The following is an 18476-nucleotide window of genomic DNA, read 5'->3' as shown; positions in this document are numbered from 1 at the left end:
ACTGCTCAATTTAAAACATTGACATCAATTGTAGCGGTGGCGCTTTAATGGCTTGACTTTGCCGATTAAATTCAGCTAATTGCTGATACCAAAAATCAGCATCGATTATCCAAGGAAATGCGATTGGAAAAGCTCGGTCTTGCCAACGCTGAACTATCCAAGCCAGGTAGTGCACCATTCTCATTGCTCTAAGTGGTTCAATTAAACTCAGTTGGTTCATATCAAAATTATAAAACTCTTGATAGCATTCAAGAATGCTATCAAGTTGCAATTGTTGCGCTTTTCGATCGCCATTGAGTAACATCCAAATATCTTGAATCGCTGGTCCATTACGTGCATCATCAAAATCGACAAACATGGCACTATCACGCCATAATATATTACCCGCATGGCAATCAGCATGAAGGCGAATTGGTTGCCAATCGGTATGCCAATGCTGCTCAACAATCTGTATTAAGTGGGTTAAACTGGTCTTGAGTTCGTCATGGATTTTCTTAGGGATCAAATTAGAGGTTAACAAAACTTCTTTAGGCTGATAAAGATATTCTTCCAGTCCAATTGTGGGGCGATAAATAAAAGGTTGTTTTGCACCAATTTGATGAATACGTCCCAGCAAAGTGGCTACCGATTCCATTTGCTCGATATTATCACTTTCATATTGCCGTCCTCCTACACTTGGGAACAGAGCAAATAGGTAGCCTTCATATTCATGCAAAGTCTGACCATTAAAGGTTAATGGTGCAGCGACAGGAATATTAGCTTCTGATAGTTGCTTAGTAAATTGATGCTCTTCAAGAATTTGTGCCTGATTCCAACGATAAGGGCGATAGTATTTGGCGACATATCGTATGCGATCCTCATCAGAAAATTGATAGACACGATTTTCATAACTATTTAAAGCAGTCAGCCCGGAATCAACCCGAATACCAACGGTTGCCAAACTAGCAAAAATAACGTCGGGTGATAATGATTGAAATGAAAAGGCTGAACTATCCATTTTAGCGTTCCTTTATTGCTGGCTGAACCATTGGTCTAATTTCTGTTTCAAAGGCTCTAAGCCGATACGTTTTGGCGATGAAAACGGTGCAACAGTAATATCACCTTGAAAAGGTAAGATAGCTTCTTTAACCATGTTAACCTGTTTTTTTAATGCGCCTGAAGCGAGTTTATCGGCTTTAGTTAACAGTAGCATAACAGGAATATCAACTGATACAGCCCATTCAATCATTTGTTGGTCGAGATCTTTAAGCGGATGCCGAACATCCATTAATACAATTAAGCCTTTTAAGCTTTCTCGTTTTTGCAGATATTCGCCTAATGATTTTTGCCATTTGCGTTTAATCGCTTCCGGAACTTGTGCATAACCATAGCCCGGTAAATCGACTAAACGACAATTTTCTTCCACTTCAAATAGGTTAATAAGTTGCGTTCGTCCCGGTGTTTTACTAGTTCTTGCTAAAGATTTTTGATTGGTTAATGTGTTAAGTGCACTTGATTTACCGGCATTAGATCTGCCGGCAAAGGCAACTTCAACGCCACTATCAATTGGTAAATGTGAAATATCGGGAGCACTTAAAATAAAATGCGTTTTAGCATAGTTTAATGGTCGAATGTCGGTCATAAAAAATGTCCTTTAAGTGCATTAACGGCACTTAATCACTTAAAATGCCGTTACTGTATAGAAAAACTTAGGAATTGACAACTTTTTCGACTGCTTTGCTAAGTCGGTTCATTCCTTCGTTTATTTCGTCTTCAGATATAATTAGCGAAGGGGTAAAACGAAGCACATTTGGTCCTGCATTAAGGATCATTACTTTAAATTCGGAGGCAACATTCAAGAAGTCACGTGCTTTATTATGAAACACTGGTTGTAATTCAGCACCTAAAAGTAGTCCTTTACCACGGTATTCTCGAAATACTTTGAATTTATCATTTATATTTTCTAGTTGTTCAATAAAGATTGCTCGGCGTTTTTGAACGCCTTGAAGTACATCAGGTGTGTTGATAATATCAAATGCCTCACAACCAACAGCACAAGCAAGAGGGTTTCCACCATAAGTCGTGCCGTGAACACCTGGGTGCATTACTGATGCTATGTCATCGGTTGTTAACATTGCACTGATAGGGAATCCTCCGCCAAGTGCTTTTGCTGAAGTTAAAATATCTGGAACCACGTCATATTGCTGATAAGTGTATAAAGTACCCGTTCTCCCCATTCCACATTGAACTTCATCAAAGATCAATAAAGCTTTATATTGATCGCAAAGTGCTCTCAGACCTTTCAAAAATTCTGGTGTTGCTGCGTTTAATCCACCTTCTCCTTGTACTGGTTCTAACACCACTGCACACGTATGATCATCCATTACTGCCTTAACGGCATTTAAATCATTAAAAGGGACATGAATAATATCAGCAGGTTTAGGACCAAAACCATCGGAATATTTAGCTTGTCCACCCACTGATACTGTAAAAAAGGTGCGACCGTGAAACGATTGATAAAACGAGATAATTTTAGTTTTATAAGGAGTATATTTTTGAGCCGCATAGTATCTTGCTAATTTGAAAGCAGCTTCATTTGCTTCAGCGCCTGAATTAGCAAAGAAAACGCGCTGAGCAAAGGTATTATTAATAATTTTTTGGGCAAGGCGTAAAGCCGGTTCATTGGTAAAAACATTACTTACATGCCATAATTGTTCACTTTGTTGGTGTAAGGCATTAATTAGCCTAGGATGGCAATGACCAAGCGCGTTAACCGCAATCCCTCCTGCAAAATCGATATACTCTTCACCATGCTGATCCCATACTCTACTACCTTTCCCTTTAATAGGTATAAATTTAGCTGGTGAGTAAACGGGTAGGATTACTTTGTCAAACAGTTCTCGTGTTATTTCTGGCTGCATTATACGATCCTTATCTTATCTAACAGTATTTTTCTATTTTATGTTATTTATAAAGATAGTAAAGTAAATATTTATTCATAAATACTGAATTTATATTCATTTAAAAAAGTTGGATATTTTGTATATTTTATTCTTTTCTGCAATTATTTTCGGGTATAATTAGCGATTAATTAATAATCGTTAATAAAATAGGAATAAATATGAGTCGTATTATTTATTGCCATTATTTAAAAAAAGAATCCGAAGGTCTAGATTTTCAGCTTTACCCAGGAGAGCTAGGCAAGCGTATTTATAATGAAATTTCTAAAATAGCATGGCAAGAATGGCTTAAGAAGCAAACAATGTTAATTAATGAAAATAAGCTTAATATGATGAATTTAGAACATCGTAAAAAAATTGAAACCGAAATGATAAAGTTTTTGTTTGAAGGTGAAGATGTGGTTATTGATGGATATAAACCTGAAAATTGAGAGATTACAATGAAAAACAATTTTAAAATTCTAACATTACTCATTTCAGTAAGTTTATTAACAGCCTGTCCTGGCTCAAATAACAAAAAAACTGATGAAGACTATTATATAAAAGATACTAATGCATTTAATATTTTAATAAGTCAGTACGCTAATAATATAGAACAAATCTGGGGACCTAAAGAGGTTCTTATTGCTGGTCCTAAAGATTATGTTCAATATGAAGATAATCTACAAACTCGAGTTCATATCAATTTTGTTTCTGGGATAATTACCATTGAAACTTTATCTGATACACCAATCAATAATTTGAAGGACGCAATTGTATCTACATTACTTATGCCAGAACCTGTTGATATTATCAGGCGAGATAAAATAAGTCAGGATTTATCACAAGAACCTTTTTTATATAACCAGGTTCTTGATCAAGAAAGACAACCAATTCGTTGGAGTGGTAGGGCAAATAGCTTTGCCGATTATTTGCTTGCCAATAATTTAAAAGTACGCTCTTCTGGAGCTCATAAAATCACTTATGTTGAAATCAAACTTGTTCCAAACCACATTAATCAACGTGCAAGAAAATTCTTACCTTTAGTGACTGAAGCCTCAAATCGTTACTTTATTGATGAACGATTGATTTTAGCTATTATGGAAGTTGAATCAGCATTTAACCCATTTGCGGTAAGTCGTACAGATGCATTAGGATTAATGCAAGTACAACAACATACTGCTGGTCGAGACATCTTCAAGTTGCGTGGAAAACCAGGTGAACCGAGTCGTCAGTTTTTACTTGACCCTCGTAATAATGTTGATATGGGAACTGCCTATTTATCTTTACTAAAAACGAAGTATTTAGCAGGCATAAATAATCCAATATCACTACGATATGCAATGATCACCTCTTATAATGGTGGGGCTGGAAGTGTATTACGTACTTTTTCTGATGACCGAAATGAGGCGATCAATATAATTAACTCCATGACACCTCAACAAGTTTATCGCAAATTAGTGACTTCACATGTTTCTCAAGAGTCACGAAATTATCTTATCAAAGTTAGTAGAATTCTAGATAATAAATAAAAAGTATCTATTTTTTATAGGACTATCACATTATTTTAAATAAATAATATTGTGATGGTCCTTTTAACAAATATTAAATTTCTTATGCAAAATTTAATATTTTAACCTTCCCCTTTCATTTCTTAAAAATAGCTTACCACAAGAGTTGTAAATAACGCATAATAATTTGTTTTATAATAATATTTTGACTTACAACTCTTATCAAATATGAAGTTGCTGGCTATCAATGGCAAATCTAGAATATATCAACATTTTTATAATAAATTTCTAATATTTATATGTTTGTAAATGAACATATAGAAAATTTTCATTTCTTTAATTTTGAAATTTCTTCAGCTCTATTTTTATAACAACAAGATGTATTTAAGTGAAAGGAAATAATAGTTCATGGTCAAATTTAATCGTTTCCGTAACATTTCTTATCTAAGTATAAGTGCTGCATTTTTACTTGGTTCAAATAGTGTTTATGCGAGTACAGAGACCGTACCAAAATTAAATATTATCCGCGATGAATTTAATTCAGCGGAAAAACTAAATTTAAGTATCTATAATCCGAAACTTAAATTAACATCCCAAGGTTTATTCAATACCCCAATGGGGCTTTATGTTTATACCAACTATCCGAGTAAAATAGCAGAATATCAAATCACTATTTATCGCCAATCTGATGTCGATAACCAACATCCAATAAAAACATTGAAGTTTAATGAAATTAGCCCATATGAAGCACTATTGTGGCAAGGTGATACCGACAATGGAGAACCATTGTCAATTGATAGTGATTATAAAGCGATTTTAACCACGACTAGTCATGACGGTTTAAAAGATAACGTTCATGCCGTTAACTTTAGTACATTAGGGCGTGGTATAAAACAAGAGAGTGAATTTATTTCATATAGCAAATCTAATGTTTCTTTCTCACCAGCCACTAACTTGACCTTTGGTAAATTAAAATCAGATAGTACTATTCCTGGTTTTGGAGAAAGTCGGATCGATCATCAAGGCATTGTCAGTGGTGCGCAGGATCGTAAAGTTGTCATTCAAATGGCGGGACTAAAAGATAAAAAAGATGTGATGTTAAATGGTGAACGATTGGTGGTGGATAATAGTGGTCGTGCTATGCGAGAGATGATCTTATCGCCAGGAGAATATCAGTTCGATTTAACTTGGAAAGATGAATTTGGTCAAACTCATTCACAAAACGAAAAATTAGTTGTTCAAAAAGAAAATGATGTTTTTTATGTCGGTATTGTTGATGTCACTTATGCTCAAAATAATGTTAGTGGTGAAGGTCAATCAATAGTGGAAGATGCTGATAGCCATCATTATAGTGGTAAAGGTAGTTGGGATGGTCGAGTCGCATTTTATTTAAAAGCCAATAAAGAAGATTATCGTTTAACAGCTCATTTAGATACCACCGAAACCAAATTAAAAAATGCGTTTGGTCATTTAGGTGAAAAAGACCCAACGCGTTTTGTTCGAGAAATCGATCCTCAAGCTTATTATCCAATTTATGGTGATGACTCAACCACTGAAAGTGATGTTGATACCGAAGGTAAATTCTATGTTAAGTTAGAGAAAGGAAAAAATTACGGGTTATGGGGTAATTATAATACCCAAATTACTGGCAATGAATTTGCAAATTTTAACCGAAGTCTATACGGTGCTAAGCTTTACCATGAAAGTGAGCAGACGACAAAATATGGCGATACTCGTACATTAGCTACCATATTTTTATCAAATGGTGAAACACGAGGTAGTCATAATGAATTAGCCTCAACTGGTGGTAGCTTATACTTTTTGAAACATCAACGTGTAACTCAAGGTAGTTTAAAACTTTCGGTCGAAGTACGCGATCGTAACACTGGACGAGTATTAAGTACCAGTTCCTTAACCGAAGGTGTGGATTATGAAGTTAACCAATTCCAAGGTCGTATAATGCTAACTAAACCATTACCAATGACCTCCAGTGGTGGCTCGGGTAGTTCCATTATCGAAGGTGGAAACTTAGTTGGTGGTGATCCAGTTTGGATTATAGCTGAATATGAATATTACTCGGATGGATTTGACCTTGAAGGTCAGAAAGTTTTTGGTGGAAGAGCTTATCACTGGTTAAACGATTATCTACGTATTGGGGGAACTTACCTAAGTGAAGATCAGGCTAGTGGTGATAATTATGAATTGAAAGGTGTGGATTTAATTGTAAGACCAACGCAAGGAACACACACTCAATTAGAATACGCCAAAACTAAAGCGAAAATGAATGATATATTTGTATCGAGCAATGGTGGTCTATCATTTACTGAAACTGTGCTATCAGGTGATACTCGTGGAGCAGCTTGGAAAATAGAACAAAAAATCGATTTTAATGATTTTACCGAAAAAGATGTTCCACTAAGTTTCAAAGGCTATTACTCGATGCAACAAGAAGGTTTTTCATCTTTTGCTAAAGCACGTAGTAGTGATTTAGAAGAATGGGGCGGTGAATTGCGTTATGACTTTGAACCAGATAAAAAAGGTGTATTGGTTGGTCATAGCCAAGAAAAAGATAAAGCAAATTACGTTGAACGAATTACTCGTGCACAATATTACACTGCCTTAGGTGAATTATATAAAACCGCTTTAGAGCTACAACAACGAAATGATCATAATTATGGTAGTGATTCAACTAAAGAAACATTAGTAGCGGCAAAATTAGAACGTTCATTCTTTGATGGCCGAGATAAAGGTTATATCATCCAACAATTAACCTTAAATAAATCAGGTGATGTTGCTGATGATAACCGCACAACGCTAGGTTATAACTCGCAAGTGACAGAAAACATCAATATCGGTGCTGAAGTTTTTGGTTCTAACCGAGGTGCAGGAGGTGGTGTACAAGGTAGCTGGGATGTTAATGAACGAACCAGTTTATACACTAAATTATTAAATGATGTCGATTCAACTTCAGGTCGGGGAATAACTACTGTTTTTGGTGGAAAAACCAACGCGACAAGTAAAATGGAGTTATATTCTGAGCGTCAATTTAAAACCAGCAAAATTGATCACACTACTTCAGATATCTATGGTGTCAATTATAAACCAACTGAAGCGCAATATGTCGAAGGGTCTTACTCTATAGGTCGAGTAAATAACCGTAATCGAAATAGTACCAGTTTGACAGGAAATGATGAAACTCGCCGAGATGTATATGCAGTAGGTTATGGCTTTAAAAATGAAAAATTTCAAATGCGTAACCGCCTTGAATATCGTATAGATGAAGCAAGTGAGCGTATCAAACAATGGGTCACGACAAACCGTGCTAAAACTATCGTAAGTGAGAACTTAAGTTGGCTTACTCAGTTTGATTTTGCTAAAACATTAGGTGAACGCGATGATAAAGTTGTGAGCAATTATACTGAATCTATGGTTGGTTTTGCTTATCGACCCCAAGTCATTAATAACCTAAATCTGTTTGGAAAACTAACCTATGTATATGGATTAGATCCTGACGATCAGCTAATCGCAAACTCTACCTCATCAGGCAGTAAAAGTTACACATCAAGCTTATATGATCAGAAGAGCTGGGTGTGGTCGTTAGAAGGGGTTTATGAATGGAATGCAAATTGGGAAACGGCGTTTAAAGCGGCGCACCGTCAAGGGCATTTACGTTACAAAGGCGAAAGTAATTGGTACTCATCAGGCGCAGACTTATATGCCTTAAGAGTCAATTACAAGCTTGGCGATTGGGAATATCAAGTAGAAGGAAGAACCTTACGCACAAGTTTAGCCGATGACCATAAAGATGGTTTAGTTACCAGTGTTTATCGCAATGTTGGTGACAATATCAAGATGGGTGTAGGTTATAACTTTACTGATTATAACGATAACTTAACACACCTGAATTACCGTTCACATGGTTGGTTTGTAAATGTCGTGGGGAGTTTCTAATGAACAGTTGGCAAAAAGTTAAAAATGGTCAACCGCATTTACAAATGCAAGTGAAATCAGATCAAAAAGTCGAAAACGTTAAAAAGAATTTACGCATATCAGGAGAAAAGATAATGCGAACTGAGCATAACACAAAATCTAAAAGAAGATCATTAATAAAAGTTTTTAATTATAAAGCGATAATAAAACACTTTAATTTAGTGTTGTTCTCATTTTTTATTTCGTTTATGGCTCTATCGGTAGCAAATGCGATACCGATTTCAGGTAAAGTCTTTCTGGATTATGATGGTAACTCTAATAATGTCAACTTCCCATTAAAAAACTTACCTGTTGAACTAAAGGATTATACAGGTGCGAAAATTGCTGGTGTAAACACCGATGAAGATGGGGCTTATGAATTTGATGTATCCTCATTAGGTTCTTATAAAGTTGAAGTAAAAACAAGCAATAATGAAAGTGTATCCAAGTCAGTTTCAGTTAATGGTATGACTGGTGAATTGGGTCAAAATCTATTTTTAAAAGGTAATGGTGGAACTGTTCACCTTAAAGTTAAAGATGATAATAATCAGGGAATTAATGGTATTCCAGTTAAATTGCTTAATGCATCAACAAAAAATGTAATAGTATTAAATACTAATTCTAATGGTGATGTTGAGATAAAAAACACATTATTGAATGATGAATATGCGGTTTACTTTGATTCTGATGTTGATACTTTTTTAAAGGCTTTAAAGTATAAATTATGGGATGTTACTTTAAATGGTATTAATACCTATAATGATAAAATTAAGTTTACAATGAAAGGAGCTGAACAAAGTGGCTCTTTTAATCTCAAAAAGCGAAATCCGAATAAGCTAGATGGTGTCATTGCGTTTGATATGGATAATGATGGACTTTACACAGTCGGTACCGATCCAGGATTAGAAGGAATAAGAGTTGATATTTATTATGAGAATACTACTATCCCTGTTATGGGTACAAATCCAGTTACTACGGGAGATGATGGTTTTTATGGTTTCAGTGATTTAGCTGTAGCAACTTATGATATTGTAGTTTCAAATGTTCCTGCACCTCCATTTAAATACTTACCAAGCGATCTGAGAAAGAAAGCGAAAATACCTAATGAGTTAGGTAATCCAGTAGGTCCTAATTTCGTATTTCAGATTGACCCATATGATACAACTCTATCTAGTATATCAGGTAATGTTTTTGTTATCGGACCACAACAATATCTTAGCAGTGGTCCCGATTCAGGTAAATCGGATAATAATATTTATGATACTAGGGTTGGTAGCCGAGGAATGTCAACAAAAGTTGTACTTTATCAACATACTGGTTCAGAATGGAAAAAAATTTCCACTACAAAAACAGATGGTACAACAGGATCCTACCAATTTATAGGTCTTACTAAAGGTAAAGATTACAAAGTTTCGTTGACTGAATCAGGTATTGATCAGACTAAATTCTATTTCCTCAATGATACTGATGGAAAATCAACGAGTACTTCTCCAAATTCAAGAAGTAGTCATAAAGGTAAAGTCACATTAAGCAACAATACTAAAGATAATATTGCTGGAAAAGAAATTATTATACCTAATTTAAATAATAAGAAAGAATATCAAAACTTCTGGTATTCACCAGTACAAAAAGCTATAGGTAATTTAATGGTTGTTAACTATTTAGAAACAGCTGGAGGACATTGGAGTTGGAGTACAACTTACAATGGACTAGAGGCAAGTTCAGCCAGTACCTATACTAAGATAGTATTTTACGAAGAAGATGGTGTTACCCAAGCAACTGACTCTCAAAATAATAAACTTGAAGTAACTTATAAAAGACCAGGGTATTATGGTTTAAGAGACCTTCAGAATTATTATATTGACCGTTGTGGTTTGTTTAATTATTCGGTTGAAGATTATGATACTAATCTTCTGGAAAAACCTACATCATTACAGAATTTCACGGTGATGCTAACCCCTGGTAGAGTTTGGGACGATAGACTTATTTTTGCACCTAAACAGAAAAATACTATCTCAGGTTATGTTTATTTAAATAATAGTCATCCAGGTACTTTAGGTAGTTATGCTCCTAATAATGATACAGCTATTAAATATAATCGAGTTGTTTTGGATAGGAAAGTTGACGGTGAATGGGTCGAATTTACTAACTTTTCTACTGATGAAAATGGTAAATATGAATTTACTAATTTACCGAATGGTGATTATCGAATTACGGCTAAACAAACATATGGTTTGGCAAGTAATATAAAAGACGGGGATCTAGTTTTTGAAAATAATGACCAAAATAAAGGGTTTAGTATAGATCCAGGTAATAACAAAAAAACCATATCACAAATTGAATTATCAGTTAATGGCGGTAGAGTATTTGATACTAATACCAATTTTTGGTATAAGTTGAAAGTCAATGATTATGTTATTCGAGGTACAGTATACCTTGATACATGGTTAGCTGACAGTAAGCTCCAAACAGGAGAACTTTATAACTCTAATGATTTGCCATTGAAATATGCAACAGTTCTACTTTGCCGTGATGGAAATGAAAGCGATTGTACGGAAAATGGTATAAACTTTCTTGATAAGCAAATCACAGATGGTAAAGGTGACTACGTATTTAATGGACAACTTAATAATGTAACTGTTAATACAGATTATATGATTAAGGTAAAATATGATGGAATAAAAACAGTTACGAACGCGAGTGAGAATTTATATCCATTTTATAGAGTTAAATTTACAACACTTGATGCGCCTATTACTAGAAACTTCCTTATGCAAGGTAAAGGTACTATTTCTGGTGCACCAATTAATGATATAAATGGTGACACGCAATATGCAGGCTATCAAACAATTGAACTAGGTAAAGGAAATTTTGATCTCTATTATTGGGATAAAGATCATTATGAATATTGGGCAGATATTGGTGATTATTATCATGCATTCGATTTAAAATCTTTACCGAAAGGTAAATATAAAATTGTGCATAAGACTAGCACTGGTGATTATATTGATATAGCCGATCAAGATCCTGCAACTCAACCTGGTACATTGCAGTTTGAAGTTCAAGCTGATGGATCTTTAGCTAATGGGATGCAAGCTGATAAACAGTGGTTTATGCAAGCAAATAAAGCTCCAGAAGCGTTAACTGAAGCTGTTTCAGGTAATATCTATCTGGATGTTACTGGTTCAAATGTTAAGAATGAACAGTCAATTTTGTTAACTAAAGAAGAACTAGAAAAATATAATCCTTCCAAAATAACTGTTGAAGGGGTATTTACTCCTCGTCTTTATAATAATCATTACAGTGGAAATTTTGAATCATTATTCGATACACCAGATTTTATAGATAAGGGAGTAAAAGACAACGGTAGATTTGTCTATAACAAGACAAATTCAAGGTTCAGAAATAAATTATATATTTCCAACATGATGTTAAAACTAAAAGGGTTGGATAATGCATTCGAAATAGTAGGTAATAGCGGTCAAACGAAAGGCAACTATTTACCGAGTAAAGTACAAAACGGTTTGGAGTATATGCAGGTAGAAATATTGCAAAATGGTACTCCAGATCAATATTGGTTACTAAGATTAAGAGAAACCACTGAAATTGGTGGAAAACTTTATTACGATTATGATAACAATGGTATTTTTGAACCTAATAATGGTGACGTGCCAATGACAGGGGTTCGAGTAGAGTTATATCGTAATGGTTCTAATAATGTTTACTCATACACAACGACAGATAGTAATGGTAATTATAAGTTTACAAACCTGTTATATGATGACTATAAAGTTAAAGTCACAGCTCAAGGATTAGATACAAGTCGTTATGAATTGAAAAGTTTATCTGACACAATTTCTAATATTAAAATTACACAAAGCAATCCAACTGTACCAAATGGAGCATTAGATTTTCTTTATAAAAAAGAAGGTGATTCCTCTATTTATGGTTATGTGTTAATTGATATTAATAATAATGGTGAAGCAGATATTAGTTTCGATAAAACAGGTGATGTGCCAGTACAAAATGTTACTATCAATTTATATAAAGGACCTACGGCAACTGGTAGTCCATTTAAGACCGTAAAAACTAATCAAATTGGTGTTTATAGTTTTGATTTAGATAAAAATCAACTTAATGATACTTATGTTGTTCAAATTGAGCCTCCTAGTGGGTATGGTGTTATTTCTAATGCCGATAAAAATACCAATACAGTTTTATCGCCAATTAGCTTTAGCTCGGGAAGGCAAAACCAACAAAGTAAATACTTCTTGTTAGCTGGTGGAACAAACCCTAATCCTTCAGCAGGGATTACTAGCCCTACAGCAATAAATAGTGGTATTTCTGGTAAAACATTAATTGATGATCCAGATCCTACAAACTATAAACCATTGAAAGATGTTTTATTGAGTTTGATTGATGAAAACGGTAAAGAGATGGCTCGCCAATATAGCGATGCTAATGGTGAATATCATTTCTATAATTTACCGAGTGGAAATTATAAAGTTAACGTGAAACATCCACCAGCATATTATGTTGTTGTTAGAAATAGTGTGAGCACTACTCAACCAATTGATACTATTTCAGGTATTACTGTTACTAATTCAGGGGTAACGGATAAAACCTTCTTCTATAGCAAAGCAAGCCATGATGGTATCCAAGGTGATATTTATGTTGATTTTAATGATACTAATACTGATACAAGTCAATTGAATGAGTATGCACATTTAATCAATAGTTCACACCAAGTAACAGTTAAGCTTTATGATGGTTTAAATGGTACAGGTCAGTTGTTAATGACACAATTGACAACCAATGGGCACTATCATTTTGCAGATCTTTTATATGGAAATGATGTTGATTACTCAGTTAAAATTGAAATGAACACTCTTCCGGACTATGACTTTAAATTCAGTAAAGCAGGTAATAGGGCGCAAGATATTGTTATTCCTGTAAAAGCATTGAAAGAAGAGGGATCATTAGATAATCACTATGTAGTTTTAGGTAAACAACAACTAGGTGGTGATGTTTGGATAGATAATAATAATGATAAGATTAAAACTGATCAAAAACTGACTAATGATGTTGAGGTTGAATTATCTTATCAAGTACCAAATACAAATACTTTTAAAACGCTTAAGAAGACAAAAACGGCTAACATTGCATTGAATGGTAATGCATCGAAAAATGGGCAGTATTTGTTTGATAAATTACCAAAAGATTATAATTATCAAATTAAGGTTAGTACTCCTAATTCGACTGTATTAGTACCAGCGACTGATATACCGAATAATACTAATACATTCAATTTTGAACCTTTAACTGATAATGATTTTAATAGCAGTACAGCTTTCAAATATACTGGACGAGTATCAGGACAAGTTGTTATTGATGTTGATGATAGCAAAGATAGAACCGGTGCAGACACTAGTTTTGCAGGTGTTAAACTGGTTCTAACGAAAGTATCAAGTTCAACTTTCAGTGGTGAACAAACTTCATTTGAAGCAACAACTGATCCAAATGGTAACTTTGTATTTGATAATATTCCAGTAGGAACATGGGCTATTTCAACAGCATCTTCACAAACAATAACTGATTGGAATAGTTATGTTCTAAATTATACGGCTATTGGAAATAATGTTGTTCCAATACAACAAAGTAATAATTTATCGTTAGAAGTTGAAGTGACAGCTGATCAAAATGTTGTTGATAACATTGATATTGGTTATCGAGGTAATAGTAAGATTACCGGTTATGTCGTTATTGATAGTGATAGTGATGGAGTTTATAGTTCTAACGATATAAGCTTTGGTCAGCTAGCTACTCCTATAACGCCGAAAATAACACTAACTTCGGCAACTAATAAAGCTGGATTTAAAACAAAAGAATTTACTGTTGATGCATCAACTGGTCTTTTCGAAATAACAGGATTGAGCGCTTATAATTATGAAATAAGTAGTAATGTGAGTGATTCTAATTATAAATTAGTCTTTAGTCCTGGAAATCCATCACCTGTATCTGAGACAGCAACTTTTAATGTAAATGGACCAAATGATACAAGTTTTGAAGCAAATCCAAATACAAGAGTGTTTGGGTATCAGTTTGATCGTAAATTATCAGGGAATGTTTATTTAGATATCGGTGGAAATGAGTCTGAAAAAACATTTAATCCAAAACTAGATGGGGCGGTAGTTAAAGTTGAAGGCGAATTGAGTAACAATAAGCATGTAACTCATACTAAAACTGTAGGAAGTAACGGTGAATTTACCTTCAATAATATTACTGAAGGTAAATGGACAGTATCTGTCTCTCATCCGACACGAACTGATTTAACCTATAGTTATTTTGTTGAAAAAGTGGTAACCCCAACTGCTGTCAATAATAATAGTATCACTTATGAAGTAGATTCAAATACTGGCAATGAGATCAAACTTGATTTAGGTATGAAAGGCCAAGCTAAGATTACTGGTAAAGTCGTGTTTGATAATGATGCGGATGAGCAATTGTCATCATTCGATACTGGTGTCGATGGTTTAACCATAAAATTGATAGACCCAAATAGTGATACCGTTATTTATAAGGAAGCGGTATCGAATAGTGATGGTGAATTTACTTTTGATAATTTAGCTAATGGTAGCTACCGAATTAGAGTGACTGACCCATCTAATAAATTAAATGGTTATGTCATTAGCTTTAGTCCTTCTGGTCAAGCATCATCAAATACTGCTTCGGATATTGCGACAATTTCTATTTCAGGCGATGCTGCGCAATCAGATAGGAATGACTTTGGTTATAAATCTAATTTAGGTATAAGTGGACATATCTATCAAGACATTATGGGTAATGGTCAGCATAATACTAACTATCCTCCGCTAGCAGGTGTTGGAATTACCGCAGTTAATCAAAGTAATAATTTAACTATTAATGCAGTTTCTCTTGCAGATGGTAGTTATTCACTAAACAATCTGATTGCTGGTACTTGGATAATTAAAATTTCAAATTCACCGTCAGGTTGGAATTATAGTTATTTTGATGCTGCCGTAGGTAATGCAACTATTAGCGAAGTTAACCCTGGCGAATTGAAAATAATAATCGCGTCAAATGATACGGTAGGAAAAAATATTAATTTCGGTTTGAAAGGTAGTGCAAAAATATCAGGTAAAGTTGTTGTTGACGTGGATGTAAATGATAATGTCGGTTTAAATTATCATGCAGCATCAATTGATAGACCATTAAGCGGTGTAGAGGTTACCCTTAAAGCAAATGGTTTAAACGGTACAACGGCTATTTCAACAACTACAGGAAGTGACGGTAGTTATAAGTTTGAAAACCTTACCGCATATAATGATTATGAATTGACTGTTAATGATAGTAACTTGACTGGAGCTGGCTATCAAATCAGTTTCAGTCCAGCTATGATAAATGGTGGGTCTGCAATTAATCATGATACATTAGCATTAACATCTGCTACTCAAGATCTTGCTCAGATTGACTATGGTTATAAGAGCCAAAAAACCTTGAAAGGAACTATTTATAAAGATGTTTCTGGAAAAGGTGTGCATCAAACATACGATACAACTTTAGCGGGAGTTACCGTTGAGGCAAGAGATGTTAATGATCATAATATAGTATTAACTGCAATTAGTGATCCTAATGGGCAATATGAAATTAATAATATAGCTGAAGGTCAATGGGATGTAACTGTAAACGCAACAGCCGTTGCAGGTTATAGTTACAGTTATGTGATTCAGCCTCAAGGTTCAAATTCAACATCTATAACAAATGGAACAAGAATTAAAATTGAAGCAACATCTTCTAATTTGGTCACGAATGTTGATTTTGGATTGAAGGGACAAGCAAGTATTAGCGGTCAAGTTGTAATTGATGTTGATACTCAAGATGGTAATGCTATTTCATCTCGGGATATCGGTATTGATTCTCTAATTCCAAATTATCAAGTTGAGTTATTTGTAGACGATAATTTAATTGATAAGAAAGCCGCAACTACTACTGGAACAAATATTGATGAGCTTGGTAAATATCAATTTGACAATTTAGCTTCTGGTATTAGTTATAAAGTTAAAGTTAGTATGGGAAGTAATAGTTACATTAGTAGCTTCATGCTTACTGATAGTAATATTGCCGCAACAATCAATAAAACAGATAACTTGATGGAAGAAACCTATCAGTTTGCTAGTGCAACAGATCAAGCTAAAAACGTTACATTTGCTTGGAGTGGTATTAGTGGCATTAAAGGTAAAGTGTTCTTGGATAATAATGATGATGGAGAATATAATCCTTCAATAGATACAGCTATTAATGCTCCAATAACAATTACCTTTAAAAATGTGAATAATCCGTCAATTAACTTCACACGTAATTTAGCTGCTGGTGATATAGATTATGATGTTGCTAATCTTATTCCGGGCAAATGGAGTATTGAAATTGCTGGCGTACCATCAACACTAAAAGCTAGCTTTGACCCTGATGATGCCCATCATAATGCAAGTGGTGAATTAAAATTACCGCAAACTGCGAATATTGCCGTCATAAATATTACAGGTAAGTTATCTGATCAAAACTTTGGTTATATCAATGGTGGTATTATCGAAGGTAAAGTTCTAGATGATAATCAAGGTGCTGGTTTAACTGGAGTATCTGGTTATAAAGGTTTATCTGGAGTTAAAGTTTACTTATTAGATGGTAATAAAAACCATATAATGGATAGAAATGGTCGTCCAATTGTTTCGACCAGCAATGACAATGGTAAATTTAATTTCCGTAATCTAATCAGTGATACTACTCGTAGTACAAGCGCACGTTACTTTATCCGTGTTCTTTATGGCGATTATAATGATGGAACTGTTAGTGTAGGTCGAGGTAATCCTTTATATGATCTAATACCATCATTTGATAAGTATAGAGATGCTAGTGGTAATTTAGTAGAGCATGATTTAATTAATCTCTCTAACCCACCGGCTACAATAAACTTTAATGGTGTAGGTGGTGAACATACTGTACCAGTTATGGTAAATGATGGAACAAGTAATTTAGCATATGGAATTTTATTAGGTTATCGTAGTTCAGATGCTGATATAACTATTGCTAAAATTGCATTAAAAGATAAGGTAACGGTTGGTGATATTGTTCCTTACTCTATTAAAATAACGAATAATAGTTCACGCGTTTCAACTATTAAGATCAAAGACGTTTTACCAGCAGGCTTTAAATTTGTTAAAGGCTCCACTCGCCTTAATGGTAAAAAAGTTGAAGATCCTACTGGAGGAAGAACAGTAAATTCACAACTTATTCAATTAAAACCAAAAGGTGAATTAACCTTTACCTATATGCTTGTTGTTGGTGCTGGTGTCACTCAAGGTGAATACACTAATACAGCTGTAGCAGTTAATTCAATAAATGGAAAAGTTGTATCTAATACTTCTCAGGCAACAGTAACTGTTACTGCTGATCCATTATTTGATGATGCACTAATCTTCGGAAAAGTGTATGTTGATAAAAATGGTAATGGTGTTCAGGACGAAGGTGAAGAAGGCTTAGGTGGTGTAAAACTAGTTACTGTACGTGGTGAAATTATTACAACTGATGCTAGTGGTCGTTATCACATAGTCGGTGTATCTGGTGGACGTTGGGAACGAGGTGCGAATTTTGTTCTTAAATTAGATACAAGATCACTACCGAAAGGCTATGAAGTAATTGGGCGTAATCCTAAAGTAGTGAGAGTATCACCAGGCTTACCAAGTAAAGTTGACTTCACAGTTTCAGAGGAAAAGAGTCAATAACAAATGAATTTGGATCGTAAGATCCAAATTTTAAACCACCTTAATTTCCGTCCTTTTCTGATTTATTAGGAAAAGGGCGGAATTTTTTATTTCTAACTGATAATTATATTGATTTATAACTGTTTATCTCTAAATATTAACTATTTAAGTGCAGAAAAAAAACATTGAAAAGTAACTAAAAAAAACAATTGGTTAAAAAAAATGTTTTTTTTAACTAAAAAATTGATGATCTGACTTAAATTAGTAGTATACTATGCGCCTCATAAAAGCATAGTTTT

At 34.2% G+C, this 18476-nt stretch carries 7 protein-coding genes; 4 read left to right on the top strand and 3 right to left on the bottom strand.

The features are described 5' to 3' along the window. Positions 1 to 10: 10 nt before the first annotated feature. The 3 genes from A9G08_RS03280 to A9G08_RS03270 all read right to left on the bottom strand — a co-directional run bounded on the left by A9G08_RS03280 (position 11) and on the right by A9G08_RS03270 (position 2900). A complete protein-coding gene (locus A9G08_RS03280) occupies positions 11 to 997 on the bottom strand; it encodes a serine/threonine protein kinase (RefSeq protein WP_065562308.1) in 987 nt (328 codons plus the stop codon). A 12-nt stretch (positions 998 to 1009) separates the two neighbouring features. After that, positions 1010 to 1621, bottom strand: a complete 612-nt coding sequence (yihA, locus tag A9G08_RS03275) for a ribosome biogenesis GTP-binding protein YihA/YsxC (protein ID WP_065562307.1) — start codon at positions 1619 to 1621, stop codon at positions 1010 to 1012. A 67-nt stretch (positions 1622 to 1688) separates the two neighbouring features. After that, positions 1689 to 2900 (bottom strand): aspartate aminotransferase family protein, encoded by a 1212-nt coding sequence (locus A9G08_RS03270; protein ID WP_065562306.1) that lies wholly within the window; start codon positions 2898 to 2900, stop codon positions 1689 to 1691. A 200-nt stretch (positions 2901 to 3100) separates the two neighbouring features. Here A9G08_RS03270 and A9G08_RS03265 point away from each other — a divergent pair, with 200 nt between their 5' ends. From A9G08_RS03265 to A9G08_RS03250, 4 genes are all read left to right on the top strand, one after another. Continuing rightward, positions 3101 to 3370: an oxidative damage protection protein gene (locus tag A9G08_RS03265; protein ID WP_065562305.1), complete on the top strand. Its 270-nt coding sequence runs from the start codon at positions 3101 to 3103 to the stop codon at positions 3368 to 3370. A gap of 9 nt (positions 3371 to 3379) precedes the next feature. Further along, a complete protein-coding gene (mltC, locus tag A9G08_RS03260; RefSeq protein WP_065562304.1) occupies positions 3380 to 4450 on the top strand; it encodes a membrane-bound lytic murein transglycosylase MltC in 1071 nt (356 codons plus the stop codon). Between the two features lie 387 nt (positions 4451 to 4837). Next, entirely contained in the window at positions 4838 to 8380 is a 3543-nt protein-coding gene (locus A9G08_RS03255) for a hypothetical protein (protein WP_065562303.1), read from the top strand. Beyond that, positions 8380 to 18198 (top strand): SdrD B-like domain-containing protein, encoded by a 9819-nt coding sequence (locus A9G08_RS03250; RefSeq protein ID WP_065562302.1) that lies wholly within the window; start codon positions 8380 to 8382, stop codon positions 18196 to 18198. Before A9G08_RS03255 ends, A9G08_RS03250 begins: the two co-directional genes overlap by 1 nt. Positions 18199 to 18476 lie beyond the last annotated feature (278 nt).

The organism is Gilliamella sp. wkB195 (genome assembly GCF_001690445.1).
Taxonomy (GTDB): Bacteria; Pseudomonadota; Gammaproteobacteria; order Enterobacterales; family Orbaceae; genus Gilliamella; species Gilliamella apicola_E.
Note: the sequence above shows the minus strand (reverse complement) of the source record. Positions and strands in the feature narration are given on the sequence as shown.